This is a genomic window from Pseudomonas sp. CBZ-4, assembly GCF_000346755.1.
Taxonomy (GTDB): Bacteria; Pseudomonadota; Gammaproteobacteria; order Pseudomonadales; family Pseudomonadaceae; genus Aquipseudomonas.
On sequence record NZ_ANNV01000025.1, the window covers coordinates 21660 to 36679 of the forward strand.

13 protein-coding genes are annotated in these 15020 nt (G+C 61.9%); 5 read left to right on the forward strand and 8 right to left on the reverse strand.

The features are described from left to right. Window positions 1-88 precede the first annotated feature (88 nt). Entirely contained in the window at window positions 89-1930 is a 1842-nt protein-coding gene (gene ilvD / locus B348_RS0103435; protein WP_017734762.1) for a dihydroxy-acid dehydratase, read from the reverse strand. Between the two features lie 289 nt (window positions 1931-2219). Between ilvD and B348_RS0103440 the strand changes: the two genes are divergently transcribed. Further along, on the forward strand, window positions 2220-3953 hold the full coding sequence (locus B348_RS0103440; protein WP_017734763.1) for a DUF4153 domain-containing protein: 1734 nt from the start codon (window positions 2220-2222) through the stop codon (window positions 3951-3953). Here the strand turns inward: B348_RS0103440 and B348_RS0103445 are convergent. Then, a complete protein-coding gene (locus tag B348_RS0103445; RefSeq protein ID WP_017734764.1) occupies window positions 3928-5103 on the reverse strand; it encodes an MFS transporter in 1176 nt (391 codons plus the stop codon). The two genes, B348_RS0103440 and B348_RS0103445, sit on opposite strands and share 26 nt — an antisense overlap. 194 nt (window positions 5104-5297) lie before the next feature. Beyond that, window positions 5298-6494, reverse strand: a complete 1197-nt coding sequence (locus tag B348_RS0103450; protein WP_017734765.1) for a class I SAM-dependent rRNA methyltransferase — start codon at window positions 6492-6494, stop codon at window positions 5298-5300. Between the two features lie 279 nt (window positions 6495-6773). Here B348_RS0103450 and B348_RS0103455 point away from each other — a divergent pair, with 279 nt between their 5' ends. Both B348_RS0103455 and mutM read left to right on the forward strand, forming a co-directional pair. Continuing rightward, the gene (locus B348_RS0103455) at window positions 6774-7586 is read left to right on the forward strand and encodes an HDOD domain-containing protein (RefSeq protein WP_177325309.1); all 813 of its coding nucleotides are present in this window, start codon (window positions 6774-6776) and stop codon (window positions 7584-7586) included. 22 nt (window positions 7587-7608) lie between these two features. Further along, window positions 7609-8421 (forward strand): bifunctional DNA-formamidopyrimidine glycosylase/DNA-(apurinic or apyrimidinic site) lyase, encoded by an 813-nt coding sequence (gene mutM, locus B348_RS0103460; RefSeq protein ID WP_017734767.1) that lies wholly within the window; start codon window positions 7609-7611, stop codon window positions 8419-8421. A gap of 120 nt (window positions 8422-8541) precedes the next feature. On the opposite strand, the gene B348_RS0103465 is transcribed toward mutM, so the two are convergent. The 5 genes from B348_RS0103465 to B348_RS0103485 all read right to left on the reverse strand — a co-directional run bounded on the left by B348_RS0103465 (window position 8542) and on the right by B348_RS0103485 (window position 13244). Beyond that, on the reverse strand, window positions 8542-8793 hold the full coding sequence (locus tag B348_RS0103465; protein WP_017734768.1) for a YfhL family 4Fe-4S dicluster ferredoxin: 252 nt from the start codon (window positions 8791-8793) through the stop codon (window positions 8542-8544). 102 nt (window positions 8794-8895) lie between these two features. Continuing rightward, complete coding sequence (coaD, locus tag B348_RS0103470) at window positions 8896-9375, reverse strand: pantetheine-phosphate adenylyltransferase (protein WP_003176711.1); 480 nt, start codon at window positions 9373-9375, stop codon at window positions 8896-8898. 103 nt (window positions 9376-9478) lie between these two features. Continuing rightward, window positions 9479-11074 carry a GMC family oxidoreductase gene (locus tag B348_RS0103475; RefSeq protein WP_017734769.1) on the reverse strand — a complete coding sequence of 532 codons (1596 nt, stop codon included), beginning with the start codon at window positions 11072-11074 and terminating at the stop codon, window positions 9479-9481. 168 nt (window positions 11075-11242) lie between these two features. Further along, window positions 11243-11788: a hypothetical protein gene (locus B348_RS0103480; RefSeq protein WP_017734770.1), complete on the reverse strand. Its 546-nt coding sequence runs from the start codon at window positions 11786-11788 to the stop codon at window positions 11243-11245. Window positions 11789-11816: 28 nt separating this feature from the next. Beyond that, window positions 11817-13244 (reverse strand): coniferyl aldehyde dehydrogenase, encoded by a 1428-nt coding sequence (locus tag B348_RS0103485; protein ID WP_017734771.1) that lies wholly within the window; start codon window positions 13242-13244, stop codon window positions 11817-11819. A gap of 147 nt (window positions 13245-13391) precedes the next feature. On the opposite strand from B348_RS0103485, the gene B348_RS0103490 reads away from it, so the two are divergent. Beyond that, on the forward strand, window positions 13392-14063 hold the full coding sequence (locus B348_RS0103490; RefSeq protein ID WP_017734772.1) for a TetR/AcrR family transcriptional regulator: 672 nt from the start codon (window positions 13392-13394) through the stop codon (window positions 14061-14063). Window positions 14064-14096: 33 nt separating this feature from the next. Further along, window positions 14097-14951, forward strand: a complete 855-nt coding sequence (locus tag B348_RS0103495; RefSeq protein WP_017734773.1) for a sulfurtransferase — start codon at window positions 14097-14099, stop codon at window positions 14949-14951. The last annotated feature ends 69 nt before the right edge of the window (window positions 14952-15020 follow it).

A 15020-nucleotide genomic window follows, 5' to 3' on the forward strand; every position in this document is an offset into this window, starting at 1 on the left:
CCCACAGTTCGATCTCCAGTGTTCTGGAGGATTTGTATCAGGCAAAAAAATGCCCCGCACTTGGCGGGGCATTTTTTATGGGCGGGGCTTACAGGCCGTCAAGCATCGCCTTGTTGCGCACAGCACCCTTGTCGGCACTGGTGGCCAGCAGGGCGTAGGCCTTCAGCGCGGTGGTGACTTTGCGCGGACGCTTCTCCACCGGCTTCCAACCCTTCTTGTCCTGCTCGACCCGGCGTGCGGCCAGTTCTTCGTCGCTGATCAACAGGTTGATCGAACGGTTCGGAATGTCGATCAGCACCTTGTCGCCATCCTGCACCAGGCCAATCGCGCCGCCGGCGGCGGCTTCTGGCGAAGCGTGGCCAATGGACAGGCCCGAAGTGCCGCCGGAGAAACGGCCGTCGGTGAGCAAGGCGCAGGCTTTGCCCAGGCCCTTGGATTTCAGGTAGGACGTCGGGTAGAGCATCTCCTGCATACCCGGGCCGCCTTTCGGGCCTTCGTAGCGGATGATCACGATGTCGCCTTCCTTCACTTCGTCGGCGAGGATGCCGCGCACCGAGCTGTCCTGGCTTTCGTAGATCTTGGCACGGCCTTCGAAGACGTGGATGGACTCATCCACACCGGCGGTTTTCACCACGCAGCCGTCGAGGGCAATGTTGCCGTACAGCACGGCCAGGCCGCCTTCTTGCGAGTAGGCGTGTTCGACACTGCGGATGCAGCCGTTTTCACGGTCGTCGTCGAGGGTGTCCCAACGGGTCGACTGGCTGAACGCGGTTTGCGTCGGGATGCCCGCCGGGCCGGCCTTGAAGAAATGATGCACGGCTTCGTCGTCAGTCTGGGTGATGTCCCACTTGGCGATGCCTTCGGCGAGGGTCTTGCTGTGCACGGTCGGCAGGTCGGTGTGCAGCAGGCCGCCACGGGCCAGCGAGCCGAGGATCGAGAAGATCCCGCCGGCGCGGTGCACGTCTTCCATGTGGTACTTCTGGATGTTCGGCGCGACTTTGCACAGTTGCGGCACGTTGCGGGACAGGCGGTCGATGTCGCGCAGGTCGAAATCGATCTCGGCTTCCTGGGCGGCGGCCAGCAAGTGCAGGATGGTGTTGGTGGAACCGCCCATGGCGATGTCCAGGGTCATGGCGTTTTCGAACGCCTTGAAGTTGGCGATGTTGCGCGGCAGCACCGACTCATCGTTGTCGTGGTAGTAGCGCTTGCACAGCTCGACGATGGTGCGGCCGGCCTGCAGGAACAGCTGCTCGCGGTCGCTGTGGGTGGCCAGGGTGGAACCGTTGCCCGGCAAGGCCAGGCCCAGGGCTTCCACCAGGCAGTTCATCGAGTTGGCGGTGAACATGCCGGAGCACGAACCGCAGGTTGGGCACGCGCTGCGCTCGTATTCCGCGACCTTCTCGTCAGAAGCGCTGGAATCGGCGGCGATGACCATGGCGTCCACCAGGTCGAGGCCGTGGGAGGCCAGTTTGGTCTTGCCGGCTTCCATCGGGCCGCCGGAGACGAAGATCACCGGGATGTTCAGGCGCAGGGAGGCCATCAGCATGCCGGGGGTGATCTTGTCGCAGTTCGAGATGCACACGATGGCGTCGGCGCAGTGGGCGTTGACCATGTACTCCACGGAGTCGGCGATGATCTCGCGGCTCGGCAGGGAATACAGCATGCCGTCATGGCCCATGGCGATGCCGTCGTCCACGGCGATGGTGTTGAATTCCTTCGCTACGCCGCCAGCGCGTTCGATCTCGCGGGCGACCAGTTGGCCGAGGTCCTTGAGGTGGACGTGGCCCGGTACGAATTGGGTGAACGAGTTGGCAATCGCGATGATCGGCTTCTTGAAGTCGTCATCTTTCATCCCCGTGGCACGCCACAGTGCGCGGGCGCCGGCCATGTTGCGGCCGTGGGTGGATGTTTTCGAGCGGTAATCTGGCATGGAGCACTCCGGGCGGCTAATCACTTACTAATCAGGTGCGGAAAAGGGAGTGAGCTTCTATTGACGTCAGGAACACCCGAAAAATGGCCGTGTGTCCGGAAGTTGCCACTCGCGTCGCGGGATCGCCGCTTGCTTGGGCCTCGAGCTCATAAACCCGCCGGGGGATGACTGGCGATGAATAGGGCCGATTCTACACCGCTGGCGGCTGGAGGGAACGGGGCATTACAGGGCCTGCGGCTTTGTTTAGACTGGCGGCCTTTTGCCCTCCCCCCACTCCAAAGGAACTGGAATGCCCGGTATCAATCGTTTTCTTGGGTTCTACCTGCTGATCGGCCTGGTCCAGGGAATCGCCTTCTATTACTCCGACCAGCTTTATCGCGTAAACGAAGCGCTGTTTTTTGTCACCTACACCCTGGTCCTGGTAGGCGGCACCACGTTGCAGTTGCTCGGGGAAAAAGTCCGACACTGGCGTTCGTTGTTGCCGACGCTGGTGTTCACCCTGCTGATGGGCGGCATGACGCTGTGGGTGTGTTATGGCGTCGAGCATATCGGCGACAACCGTTGGGCGATCAACTCGTGGTTTATCAGCGTGGTGGTGCTGAGCTACGTCTGCGCCAGCTTCCTGTTCGCCTGGCCTAGCGCCAAAGGCCAGCGCTGGCGCTATGAAGACCTGTTCCAGCAAGCCTGGAACAGCGTGTTTATCGTGCTCTACGCGCTGATCCTGGTGGGGCTGTTCATGGCCTTGCTCAAGCTGTGGAGCCGATTGTTCCTGATGCTGGGCATCGAGTTTTTCGAGCGGCACTTCTGGAGTGAGTTGTTCCTGTGTTTCGCCCTGCCACTGGTGTTCGCGCTGGGCATGTACCTGGCGGCGCGCAGCGAGAAGGTCATCGGCCAGATGCGCAGCATGCTGCTCAGCGCCTGTGGGTTGCTGCTGCCGCTGATCGCGCTGATCAGCGTGCTGTTTACCCTGGCCCTGCCGTTTACCGGGCTCGGGCGGATCTGGGCCACGGGCTACTCCACGCCGATTCTGCTGGTGTTGGCCGGGGCGCAGTTGTTCCTGCTCAATGGTGTGTTCCAGGATGGCCGGCAGCCTCGGCCCTATCCCCGGTGGTTGACGCGGTTTATCGAGTTGAGCCTGTTGTGCCTGCCGGTGCTCGCGGCGCTGGCGTTCTATTCGAGTTGGCTGCGGGTCGAGCAATATGCCTTGTCGCCGCAGCGCTTCATCGCGTTGGCGGCGGCGTTATTGTGCGGTTTGTATGGCCTGGCGGCGGTGTGGGCGGTGGTGTTGCGTAAGCCTGTGTGGCTGGGCAACTTGCGCGTGACCAACCCGGCATTGGCGCTACTGTTTTGTGCGCTGGTGGTGTTGATCAACACGCCGTTGCTCAACCCGGTGCAGATCAGTGTGAATGATCAGGTGCAACGCTTGCTCGACGGGCGCACCAAGGCCGCGGCCTTTGATGCGCACTACCTGCGTTTCGGCCTGGAAAAGGCGGGTGAAGAGGCTTACGCCAAGCTGCAGGAGGATCTGGATAAAGAGCGCATTCTCGACGCGGACTCGCGCCGTATTTTGCGCGAGCGGATGGACGACACGGCGCTGAGTTTCAGCGAGCAATACGCCAAGGAGCGCGCCCAGCGGCCCAAGTCCGAGCTGGAATGGATCGGCCCCAAGCCCAAGGGCAGCGAGCAGTTTGCAGAACTGAGCCTGGATACCGACTCACCGTGCGAGACCAAGTGTGTGTTGTGGGCGGTGGACCTCGACCTGGATGGCCAGCCCGAAGTGCTGGCGATTCCGAACACCGGCTACCGCCACGACTTCAAGCCACCACGCATTTTTGCCCTGGATGAGAAGGGCAAGTGGGATGATCGTGGCCCACTGGTCTGGACGCAACTGCCGGACGGCTATGTGGACACCGAGACGCTGATCCACGACATCCGCATCGGCCGGATCGAGCTGGTCAAGCCGCGTTACCGGCAGTTGCAGACCAGTGACATGCTGCTCACGCCGGTAATGCGCGAGCCGTAGTCTGCCGATTGGTCACCAGCCCCCAGAGGCTGAGCACGATAAAGCTGAGGGCGATGGTCAGCAGCAGATAATCGCCGGCCTGGGCCAGCGCCGCGCTGCTGACGGCGGCGGTGAGAAACATGATGCTGTTGCCCGCCGACGCGGCCGTGCCGGCGCTGCTGGAGAACAACAGCATCGCGGCGGAAATCGCGGCGGGTCGTACCAGCGTCACGGCGAGGGCGCTGATCAGCATCGGGATGAGCAAGGTGACGGTGCTGATGGCATCCACGCTGACAATCCATGTCAGCAGCACCCCGGCGACGCTCAGCAAGCCGAGGCCGATCGTGATCTGCCGCGACAGCGTGATGCGCTTCTGCAAATACGACGCCGCGACGCCACCGAGCAGGTAGGCCACGCCGTACACCATCAGCACCAGCGCGTATTGGTATTCGGAGAGCTGCAGCGTGTCCATGAAGATCAGCGGCGTCACGCTGATCAGCGCGAAGTAGCAGGTGAACACCAGCGCGGCGATCCACCAGTAGCGTAGGAAATCGCGATTTTTGCCGACGGCTTTCAGCGTGCCGATGATGGAAACGGCGGCGCGGTGCGGGCTGCCGGCCTTCGACGGCAGGATGCAGGCCGCGTGGATCAACATGCCCAACGCCATCAGGGCAAAGCCGTAGAAGCTGCCTTGCCAGTCAAAGGTGGTTTGCAGCCAGGAGCCGATCAGCGGTGACAGCGCGACAAACGAGCCGCTCAAGGTCATGTAATACAGGCGCACGCGGGCGCGGTCTTGTTCGTCGAACAGGTCTTCCACCAGCGCGTGGCCCAGGACGAAAAATCCACAACCCATGGCCTGCACGCTGCGAAACAGCAGGAAGCTCAGGTAGTCCGGCGCCAGTGCGCAACCGATGGCGCCAAGGATCGACAGGCTGATGCAGCCGACCAGCACTTCCTTGCGCCCCCATTTATCCGACAGCGGCCCGGCGACCAGTTGCGAGACCGCAAAGACCAGGGTGAACAGGCTGATGGACAGCGCGACGTCGGCGGTGGGCGTATCGAAGTGGGCGGACAGGGCGGGGAAGGAGGGCAGCAGGATATTGATCGGGAAGAAGCTGATCAGGGAGATGCAGGTGATGAGGATGAAGCGCGAGAGGGTGGGCCCAGACATTGTTTTTGTTTTCCCGGAGTAAAACCAGAAAACCGATACTAGTCTGCGAAAAATGGAATTCAATCAAATTCCAGACACACCACAAAAAAGTGTGGGAGCGGGCTTGCCTGCGATAGCGGTGTATCTGATACACCGCTATCGCAGGCAAGCCAGCTCCCACATTGACCTAGCCAACCTTTTGAGCTGTGCGCGACTTAGCTGTTAGGCAGCAGGCGGCACGTGATGCTCTTGATGTAACGCGTCTCGGCAATCGCCGGGTGCACCGGGTGATCCGGGCCCTGGCCGCCACGTTCCAGCATCTGGATATTGCGGTCCAGGTGGCGGGCGCTGGTCAGCAGGATGTTTTGCAGGTCGTCTTCCGGCAAGTGCATGGAGCACGACGCGCTGACGAGGATGCCGTCCTTGCTGAGCAGGCGCATGGCTTGCTCGTTCAGGCGGCGGTAGGCGCCTTCGCCGTTCTTCATGTCTTTTTTGCGCTTGATGAAGGCCGGAGGGTCGGCGACGATCACGTCGAAGCGTTCTTCGCTGGCTTTCAGTTCTTTCAACGCTTCAAACACGTCGCCTTCGATGCAGGTCATCTTCTCGGCAACGCCGTTCAGCGCCGCGTTGCGCTCGACGCCGTCGAGGGCGAAGGCGGAGGCGTCGACGCAGAACACTTCACTGGCGCCGAAGGCCGCAGCTTGCACACCCCAACCGCCGATGTAGCTGTACAGGTCGAGCACGCGTTTGCCTTTGGCGTATGGGGCCAGGCGCGCACGGTTCATGCGGTGGTCGTAGAACCAGCCGGTCTTCTGGCCCTGGATCACCGGGGCTTCGAATTTCACGCCGTTTTCTTCCAGCGCGACCCACTCCGGCACCAGGCCGAACACGGTTTCGACGTAGCGGTTGAGGCCTTCGGCGTCGCGTGCGGCGGAGTCGTTCTTGAACAGGATGCCGCTCGGCTTGAGCACTTGGGTCAGTGCGGCGATCACGTCTGCTTTATGGGCTTCCATGGTCGCCGAAGCGATCTGCACCACGAGGATGTCGCCGAAACGGTCGACTACCAGGCCTGGCAGCAGGTCGGAGTCGCCGTAGACCAGGCGGTAGAACGGCTTGTCGAACAGGCGGTCGCGCAGGGACAGGGCGACGTTGATGCGGTGCACCAGCAGCGACTTGTCCAGCGGCAACTTGATGTCGCGCGACAGCAGGCGCGCGCAGATCAGGTTGTTCGGGCTCATGGCCACGATGCCCAGGGTCTTGCCGCCGGCCGCTTCCAGGATAGCCTGGTCGCCCGCCTGGAAGCCGTGGAGTGGGGTGGCGGCCACGTCGATTTCGTTGCTGTAGACCCACAGGTGGCCGTTGCGCAAACGACGATCGGCGTTGGCTTTGAGACGCAGGCTTGGCAGGGACATGACGTCGCTCCGGAAAAAAGAGCGGGAGTATACCTGTTGCACGCTGTTTCATGTGGGAGCTGGCTTGCCTGCGATGCAGGCGGTGCGGTGTATCTGACGTACGGTGGTGAGGCTATCGCAGGCAAGCCAGCTCCCACATTGGATCGGGTTTCAGTTCAGGTTATTGAGGTGTCGGTCAGGTTTGCTTAGAGGTTAGAATCCCCGCCTAGTCCAGAGTAAGTACTTATGTCCCAAGAGCTATCCGCCGAACAGATCCAACAGGCCCTGCAAGGCATCAGTGTGCCGCCCCAGCCGCAGATCATGGTGGATCTGCAGATGGAGCAGTACATGCCCGACCCGGACCTGGAAGTGATCGCCCGGCTGATTGCCCAGGACCCTGGCCTGTCCGGCGCATTGCTGAAGATCGTCAACTCGTCGTATTTCGGCCTGAGCAACAAGATCGCCTCGATCCAGCGCGCCGTGAACCTGCTGGGCAGCCGCTCGATCATCAACCTGATCAACGCACTGTCGATCAAGGGCGAGATGAGCGATGACACCATCGTCACCCTCAACCGTTTCTGGGACACCGCCCAGGACGTGGCCATGACCTGCCTGACCCTGGCCAAGCGCACCGGCGCCCAGGCGGTGGACGAAGCCTACGCCCTCGGCCTGTTCCACGATTGCGGCGTGCCGCTGATGCTCAAGCGTTTCCCCAATTACATGGCGGTGCTCGAAGAGGCCTACGCCAACGCCGGCCCGGACTGCCGTGTGGTGGACACCGAGAACAACGCGTTCAACACCAACCATGCGGTGGTGGGCTACTACACCGCGAAATCCTGGCGCCTGCCGCAGCATGTGACCGACGCCATCGCCAACCACCACAACGCCCTGGCGATTTTCAGCGATGAATCGTCGCGCAATCCGCAGCTGAAAAACCTGCTGGCGATCCTGAAAATGGCCGAGCACATCTGCTCGTCCTACCGTGTGCTGGGCAACCAGTCGGTGGACCATGAGTGGAATGCCATCAGCCACCTGGTGCTGGACTACGTGGGCCTGTCGGACTACGACTTCGAAAGCATGAAGTTGTCGATCCGCGAACTGGGCGCACACTGACCCTTCCGTTTACGAGGTACCTATGCCCGAGTTGCCCGAAGTCGAAACCACCCGGCGTGGGATTGCGCCGCACCTGGAAGGCCAGCGCGTCAGCCGCGTGATCGTGCGCGAGCGGCGCCTGCGCTGGCCGATCCCGGAAGATTTGGATGTGCGCCTGTCCGGGCAACGCATCGTCTTGGTGGAGCGGCGGGCCAAGTACCTGTTGATCAACGCCGAAGTGGGCACGCTGATCAGCCATTTGGGCATGTCGGGCAACTTGCGGTTGGTGGAAGTCGGGCTGCCGGCGCTCAAGCATGAACATGTGGACATCGAGCTGGAGTCGGGCCTGGCCCTGCGCTACACCGACCCACGGCGTTTTGGCGCGATGCTCTGGAGTCAGGACCCGCACAACCACGAACTGCTGCTCCGCCTCGGGCCGGAGCCGTTGACCGATCTGTTTGATGGCGAGCGCTTGTTCAAACTATCCCGTGGGCGTTCGATGGCGGTGAAGCCGTTCATCATGGACAACGCGGTGGTGGTGGGCGTGGGCAATATCTATGCGACCGAAGCGCTGTTTGCGGCGGGGATCGATCCGCGTCGCGAGGCGGGCGGTATCTCGCGGGCGCGTTATTTGAAGCTGGCGATCGAGATCAAGCGCATCCTGGCCGCCGCTATCGAGCGGGGCGGTACGACATTGCGCGACTTTATCGGTGGGGATGGGCAGCCGGGGTATTTCCAGCAGGAGCTGTTCGTTTATGGCCGGGGGAACGAGGCGTGCAAGGTGTGCGGGACGGAGTTGCGCAATGTGATGCTGGGGCAGCGGGCGAGTGTGTTTTGCCCTAGGTGCCAGAGCTGATTGCTGTGTGAGGGCTGATATCGCTATCGCAGGCAAGCCAGCTCCCACATTTTGACCGTGTGAACCCGATCAAGTGTGGGAGCTGGCTTGTCGGGTCGCCGCATCGCTGCGATGAGGCCCTTAAGCCTTGCCAGTAATCTTGCGGTACTTGTCCATCAACTGCTCTTCCGTCTCCGGATGCGCTTCATCCAGTGGAATGCAATCCACCGGGCAGACCTGCTGGCACTGCGGTTCGTCATAGTGGCCGACACACTGGGTGCACAGGTTCGGGTCGATCACGTAGATCTCTTCACCCTGGGAAATGGCAGCGTTCGGGCACTCGGGTTCGCAGACGTCGCAATTGATGCAATCGTCGGTGATGATCAGGGACATGGAAACTCCTGCCAGGGCTGTCAGCCAGGGCATCTGAAAACTAATGCGCGCAATTGTGCCGCATTGGCGCCCGCAGTGCGAGCGGGCGCCGATCAGGCGGTCTTACTTCTTGAAGCGCAACGTCAGCGCATCGGCCACGGCTGGGTGGACGAACTTGGTGATATCTCCGCCCAAAGCGGCGATTTCACGGACCAACGTCGAGGAAATGAACGAATAACGTTCCGACGGCGTGAGGAACAGGCTTTCCACGTCCGGCGCCAGTTGGCGGTTCATGTTGGCCAGCTGGAATTCGTATTCGAAGTCCGACACCGCGCGCAGGCCGCGCAGGAACACATTGGCGTTCTGCTCTTTGGCGAAGTGCGCAAGCAGCGTGGAAAAGCCCACCACTTCCACGTTGGGCAGGTGCTTGGTGACCTCACGCGCCAGCTCCACGCGCTGTTCCAGGGGAAACAGCGGGTTTTTCTTGGGGCTGGCTGCGACCGCGATGATCACATGGTCGAACAAGCGTGAGGCGCGTTCGACCAGATCGCCATGGCCTTTGGTAATCGGGTCGAAGGTACCTGGGTACAACACTCGGTTCATCGCGTCGTCCTGGCGGAGTCCGTTGGGGAACCGGATGGTATCGCAGCCATCCCGGTCGGCCAAGTCAACTTATGTAGAAGAAAGCACGATAGACCGTGTTTTTTCACGCTGTTTTCAGACGTTCGGCCAACGCGGTCGCCAGTTGCGCGGTCAATCCATACACCGACAATTGCGGGTTGGCCCCAATGCTGGTGGGGAACAGCGAACCGTCGTGGATCGACAGGTTGCGCAATTGATGATGGCGCCCGAGGCTATCGGCCACCGCGTTTTTCGGGTCTTCACCCATGGCGCAACCGCCCATCACATGGGCGCTGCCCAGGCAGGTGCGGTGCAGTTCCAGGTTGAGGCCGTCGATCATCGCGCGGGCTTCGCCCAGGGTTTTCACGTAGCGCGCATCGTGGTGCAGCGGCTTGACCGACCTGGCACCCGCCGCGAACTGGATCTCGGCCATGCTGTGGAAGGCGCGGCGCAGGCCGTCCCAGGCGTAGTCCGAGACCTGGTAGTCGAGCACCGGCGTGCCGTCACCGCGCAGATCCACGGTGCCGCCGGGGCTGTCGGGGTGAAAGCCGTCCCGCAGCAGCGCGAGCATGGCGTGGGTGTTGGGCAATTGGCTCATGTCCAGGGCGTTCTGTTCGCCATAGCCGCCCAGCAGGGTGCTGGCCAGCGCAGGATGTAGGGGCGGTGCTTCCAGCTTGTACGACATTTTGCCGGTGGTGCCGTCCTGCCATTGGAAATGGTCGGAATAGATCGACTGCGGCGCGCCGTAGAACGGGTTGATCACCTCGTCGAACAGCCCCGCCGAGAAATTCACCAAATGCAGGAAGGTGCGTTTGCCCACCCGTGAATGCGGGTCGGGAGCGTCCGAGCGCATCAGCAGCGCCGGGCTGTTGATGCCGCCGCCGGCGAGCACGTAGTGCTTGGCTTTCACCGTGATCTTGCGACCGGTGGGCGCCACGCACAGCGCGTCCATGGCCACGCATTCCAGGCTGCTGATGGTGTCGCCGCTGTATTTAAGGCGTTCGGCGCGGGCCAGGTAGAGCAACTCGCCGCCGGCTTCCAGGGTGGATGGGATGGTGGTCACCAGCATCGACTGCTTGGCGTTGACCGGGCAACCCATGCCGCAATACCCCAGGTTGAAGCAGCCACGCACATTGCGCGGGATCACATGCCAGCTGTAGCCAAGCTTCTCGCAGCCTTTGCGGATCACGTCGTTATTGGGGTTGGGCGGCATGGCCCACGGCGCGATGCCCAGGCGTTGCTCCATTTTTTCGAACCACGGCGCCATCTCGGCGCTGCTGTGGCCCTTCACCGCGTATTCGCTGGCCCAGTGGGAAAGGGTGGCGTCCGGCGTGCGAAAACTCGACGTCCAGTTGATCAAGGTGGTACCGCCCACGGCCCGGCCTTGCAGGATGGTGATCGCGCCGTCCTTGCTCATGCGGCCGATGCCTTCCTGGTACAGGCTGGTGTAGGCCTCGTCCTCAAGCAGCTTGAAATCGCTGCTGGTCTTGAGCGGGCCTTCTTCGATCAGCAGCACCTTGTAGCCGGCGGCGCTGAGGATCTCGGCGGTGGTCCCGCCGCCGGCGCCGCTGCCGATGATGGCGACGTCGGCTTCCAGGGTCAGGTCGCTGTCGAGGGCGGCGCCGTTGTGGGTTTTCCAGCCACGAGCGAGGCCTTCACGGAACAGATCGGGTACGGGCATAGGAATGCACTCTTGTTTTTATACGAAGTTGAGTTCGGACAAACACTGCAAACCCCCTGTGGGAGCGGGCTTGCCCGCGATGGCGGTGTGTCAGCCAATACAACCTTCACTGATGTACCGCTATCGCAGGCAAGCCAGCTCCCACAGTTTTGATTGGGTTAGCAAAGGCTAGATTTTTGGTGGCCCGGGGTAGCCACAGTGGGCCCACGACACCGGCTGGAAGTACCACGCCATGATCACCAGCTTGAGCAACGAACCCTGGCCCATGCGCAGCAGGTTCAGGTAGCTGTTCTCCCAGCGATGCAGGAAGGTGCGGATCTGCTCGCTGCTGGCGTTTTCCCAGCTGCCCCAGATCCCGGTCAGCGGCCCACGGGTGATGCCCATGCCCAGCACGTCAAACAGTTGCTGGGTGAGCTTGAACATCTCCGGCGACAGGCGTTGCAGGCTGAAATCGAGCTTTTTCAGGGTGTTCTCGACTCCGCTGGCGACGGCCTCGGCGCTGGCCACGCCTTCCAGCAGCACCGGGATCACCGCGCGCAGGAACGGCAGGTCGCTGCTGCGCAACATCACAAAACCGCTGGCCGGTGTGCTGCTGGAGCAGCCGCTGAGGCTGGCGCCGAGTCCGGCAGTGGCGAGGAAGGCGCTGGCGCACAGGCCGATTTTCAAGACGCCGCGCCGTGACAGCGCGGGTGTTTCAGTCAGGCTGGGGTTCATTTTTATTGTTATCCCGAGAGTGGTGTTATCAGCGGATAAACAGCTTCTGGATCAACTTCTGGATCGCCTTGCCATAAGGCGGGTAGATCAACTTCGCCGCGTTCAGGCGTTGCTTCACCAGCACGCCTTTGGCTTTGCTGAACGTGAGGAAACCTTCGTGGCCGTGGTAGTGGCCCATGCCCGAGGGGCCGATGCCGCCGAACGGCATGTCGTCCTGGGCCACGTGCAGCAGGGTGTCATTCAGGCACACGCCGCCGGAATGGGTTTCGTGGAGTACGCGGTTCTGTTCGCCCTTGTTGTAGCCGAAGTAATACAGGGCTAGCGGGCGAGGGCGCTGGTTGATGTAGGCAAAGGCCTGGTCAAGGCCGCGGTATGGCACGATCGGCAGCAGCGGGCCGAAGATTTCGTCCTGCATCACCGTCATGTCATCGCTGACATTCAGCAGCAGGCTGTGGGCCATGCGCCGTGCCTGGCCCTGCTCAAACAGCGGGATCAGCGTGGCGCCCTTGTCGGTGGCGTCCTTGGCGTAGGCATTGAGCCGCGCCAATTGCCGTTCGTTGATGATGGCGGTGTAGTCCGGGTTGTCGGCCAGGGTCGGATAAAATCCGCGAATCGCTTGGGTGTAGGCCTCTATGAAACCCTCCACGCGATCTTCCGGCACCAACACGTAGTCCGGCGCCACGCAGGTTTGCCCGGCGTTCAAGGCCTTGCCGAAAGCGATGCGTTCGGCGGCGTCCTTGAGCGGCACATCGGCGGAGACAATGGCCGGCGACTTGCCGCCCAACTCCAGGGTGACCGGCGTGAGGTGTTCGGCCGCCGCGCGCATCACATGCTTGCCGATGCTGGTGGCGCCGGTGAACAGCAGGTGGTCGAAGCGCAGCCGGGAAAACGCGATGCCCATATCGGCCTCGCCGAGCACCACGCACACCAGGTCTTCGGGGAAGATCTTCGCCAGCAGCTTTTTCAGCAGCTCGCCGGTGGCCGGGGTGGATTCGCTGAGCTTGAGCATCACCCGGTTGCCCGCCGCCAACGCCCCGACCAGCGGGCCAATGGCCAGGTACAGCGGGTAGTTCCACGGCACAATCACGCCGACCACGCCCAGCGGCTGGTAGATGACCTTGGCGGACGCGGGCTGGAAGGCAATGCCTACAGCGCGGCGTGAAGGTTTCATCCAGTCTTTGAGGTGTTTGCTGGCGTAATGGATGCCGTGCAGGCTGGGCATCAGTTCGGCGAACAGGGTTTCGTCGGCGCTGCGGTGGCTGAAATCCTGGCTGATGGCGTTGATCAACGCCTGGCGTTCGTTGCTGAGCAAATCGCGCAGGGCCTTGAGCCATTGCTGGCGTTGGCCTGCCGGCGGCATCGGGTTGGCCGCGTAGGCGCGTTGTTGGGCGTCGAACAGGTCCTGGAGGTGTTCCAGCGCCTGGGAATCTTGCAGGTAGGCAACGTTGGCAGACATGGCGCAGTTCCCGGTTGTTATAGGTCTGCCTGGATTTTTAGAGTCATTGCTCTAAATTGTCAAATAACATTGCAGCAACATGCAGTTTTATCCAGGCCGGGATAGGCCGTAAGATGCCCCATCACGTGTATAGAAGCTGATTCCCCTATGGCACCACGAGTAAAGACCAGCGAGCGCATTGTGCAAACCAGCCTGGAGCTTTTTAACCAGCAGGGCGAGCGCAGTATCAGCACCAACCATATTGCTGCCCATATGGAAATTTCCCCGGGCAACCTGTACTACCACTTCCCCAACAAGCAGGCGATCATCGCCGTGCTGTTTCGCGAATACGAAGCCCTGGTGGACAGTTTCCTGCGTCCGCCCGAGGGGCGCGCCGCCACCGTCCAGGACAAACGTTTTTACTTGCAGGCCTTGCTCGCCGGCATGTGGCGCTATCGTTTCCTGCACCGCGACCTTGAACACCTGCTGGAAAGCGACCCGGAACTGGCCACCGGCTATCGGCGTTTTTCCCAGCGCTGCCTGATCCAGGGCAATGCGATCTACCGGGGGTTCGTCGATGCCGGCATCCTCAATATGGACCCGATCCAGACCGAAGCCCTGACCCTCAACGCGTGGATCATTCTTACGTCGTGGGTGCGCTTCCTGTGTACCACCAATGAAAATTCCGCCCACCTGAGCGCCGAGGCGATCAAGCGCGGGGTGTACCAGGTGCTGGTGCTGGAGGCCGGGTTTGTCACGCCCGAGGCCAAGGACGCGGTCGACGCGTTGTTCAAAGAGTTTTACGTGCCGTTGAATCAGGCACTGGAAGAAGTGAAGTAGGACCTTTCCCGAATCTGTCCACAGGAGTCCGTCATGCCGCTTGCCCAACTGATCAGCCCCCAGCAATTGGCCGAGCGCCAGCAGTCGCCCGGGCTGGTGATCCTTGATTGCCGCTTTGCCCTTGAAGACCCGGATTACGGGCGTTGCAGCTACGCCGAAGGGCATATCGAGGGCGCGCAATATGCCGACCTGGAGCGCCATCTCAGTGGGCCGGTGACCAAGGGCGTGACCGGTCGTCACCCGCTGCCAGCCGCGGAGACGTTGGTGCAGCAACTGCGGGCGTGGGGCATCAATGCCGATACCGACGTGGTGCTGTATGACGACGGCCCCGGCGCATTTGCCGCCCGGGCGTGGTGGTTGCTGGCGTGGTTGGGCAAGCGTGATGGCGTGTTTATCCTCAATGGCGGCCTCAAGGCCTGGCATGCGGCGGGTTTGCCGTTGAGCCTGGATGCGCCAGTCATCGAGCCCGGGACCTTTGCCGGCACGCCGGACAACCATTTGTTGCTGGACGCTGAACACCTGCAAAAGCGCCTGGGCCAGCCGGGCCTGACCTTGCTCGATGCCCGTGCCCAGCCGCGCTTTCGCGGTGAGGTGGAGCCGATCGACCCGGTCGCCGGGCATATTCCGGGGGCGCAGTGTGCGGCGTTCAGTGAAAACCTGGGCAGCGATGGACGGTTTTTGCCGGTTGAGCAGCTCAAGCAACGGTTTGCGGATCAGTTGCAAGGTCGTTCACCGGATGAGCTGGTGGCCTATTGCGGCTCGGGGGTGACGGCGTGTCATAACCTGTTTGCCCTGAGCCTGGCGGGGTATCCGTTGGGCAAGTTGTATGCGGGGTCGTGGAGTGAGTGGATTACTGATCCACAGCGGGCGATTGCCACTGGCGACTGAGTTTTTCGACCTGTAAATACGGTCGAAATGTGGGAGCTGGCTTGCCTGCGATAGCGGTGGGTCAGCTTG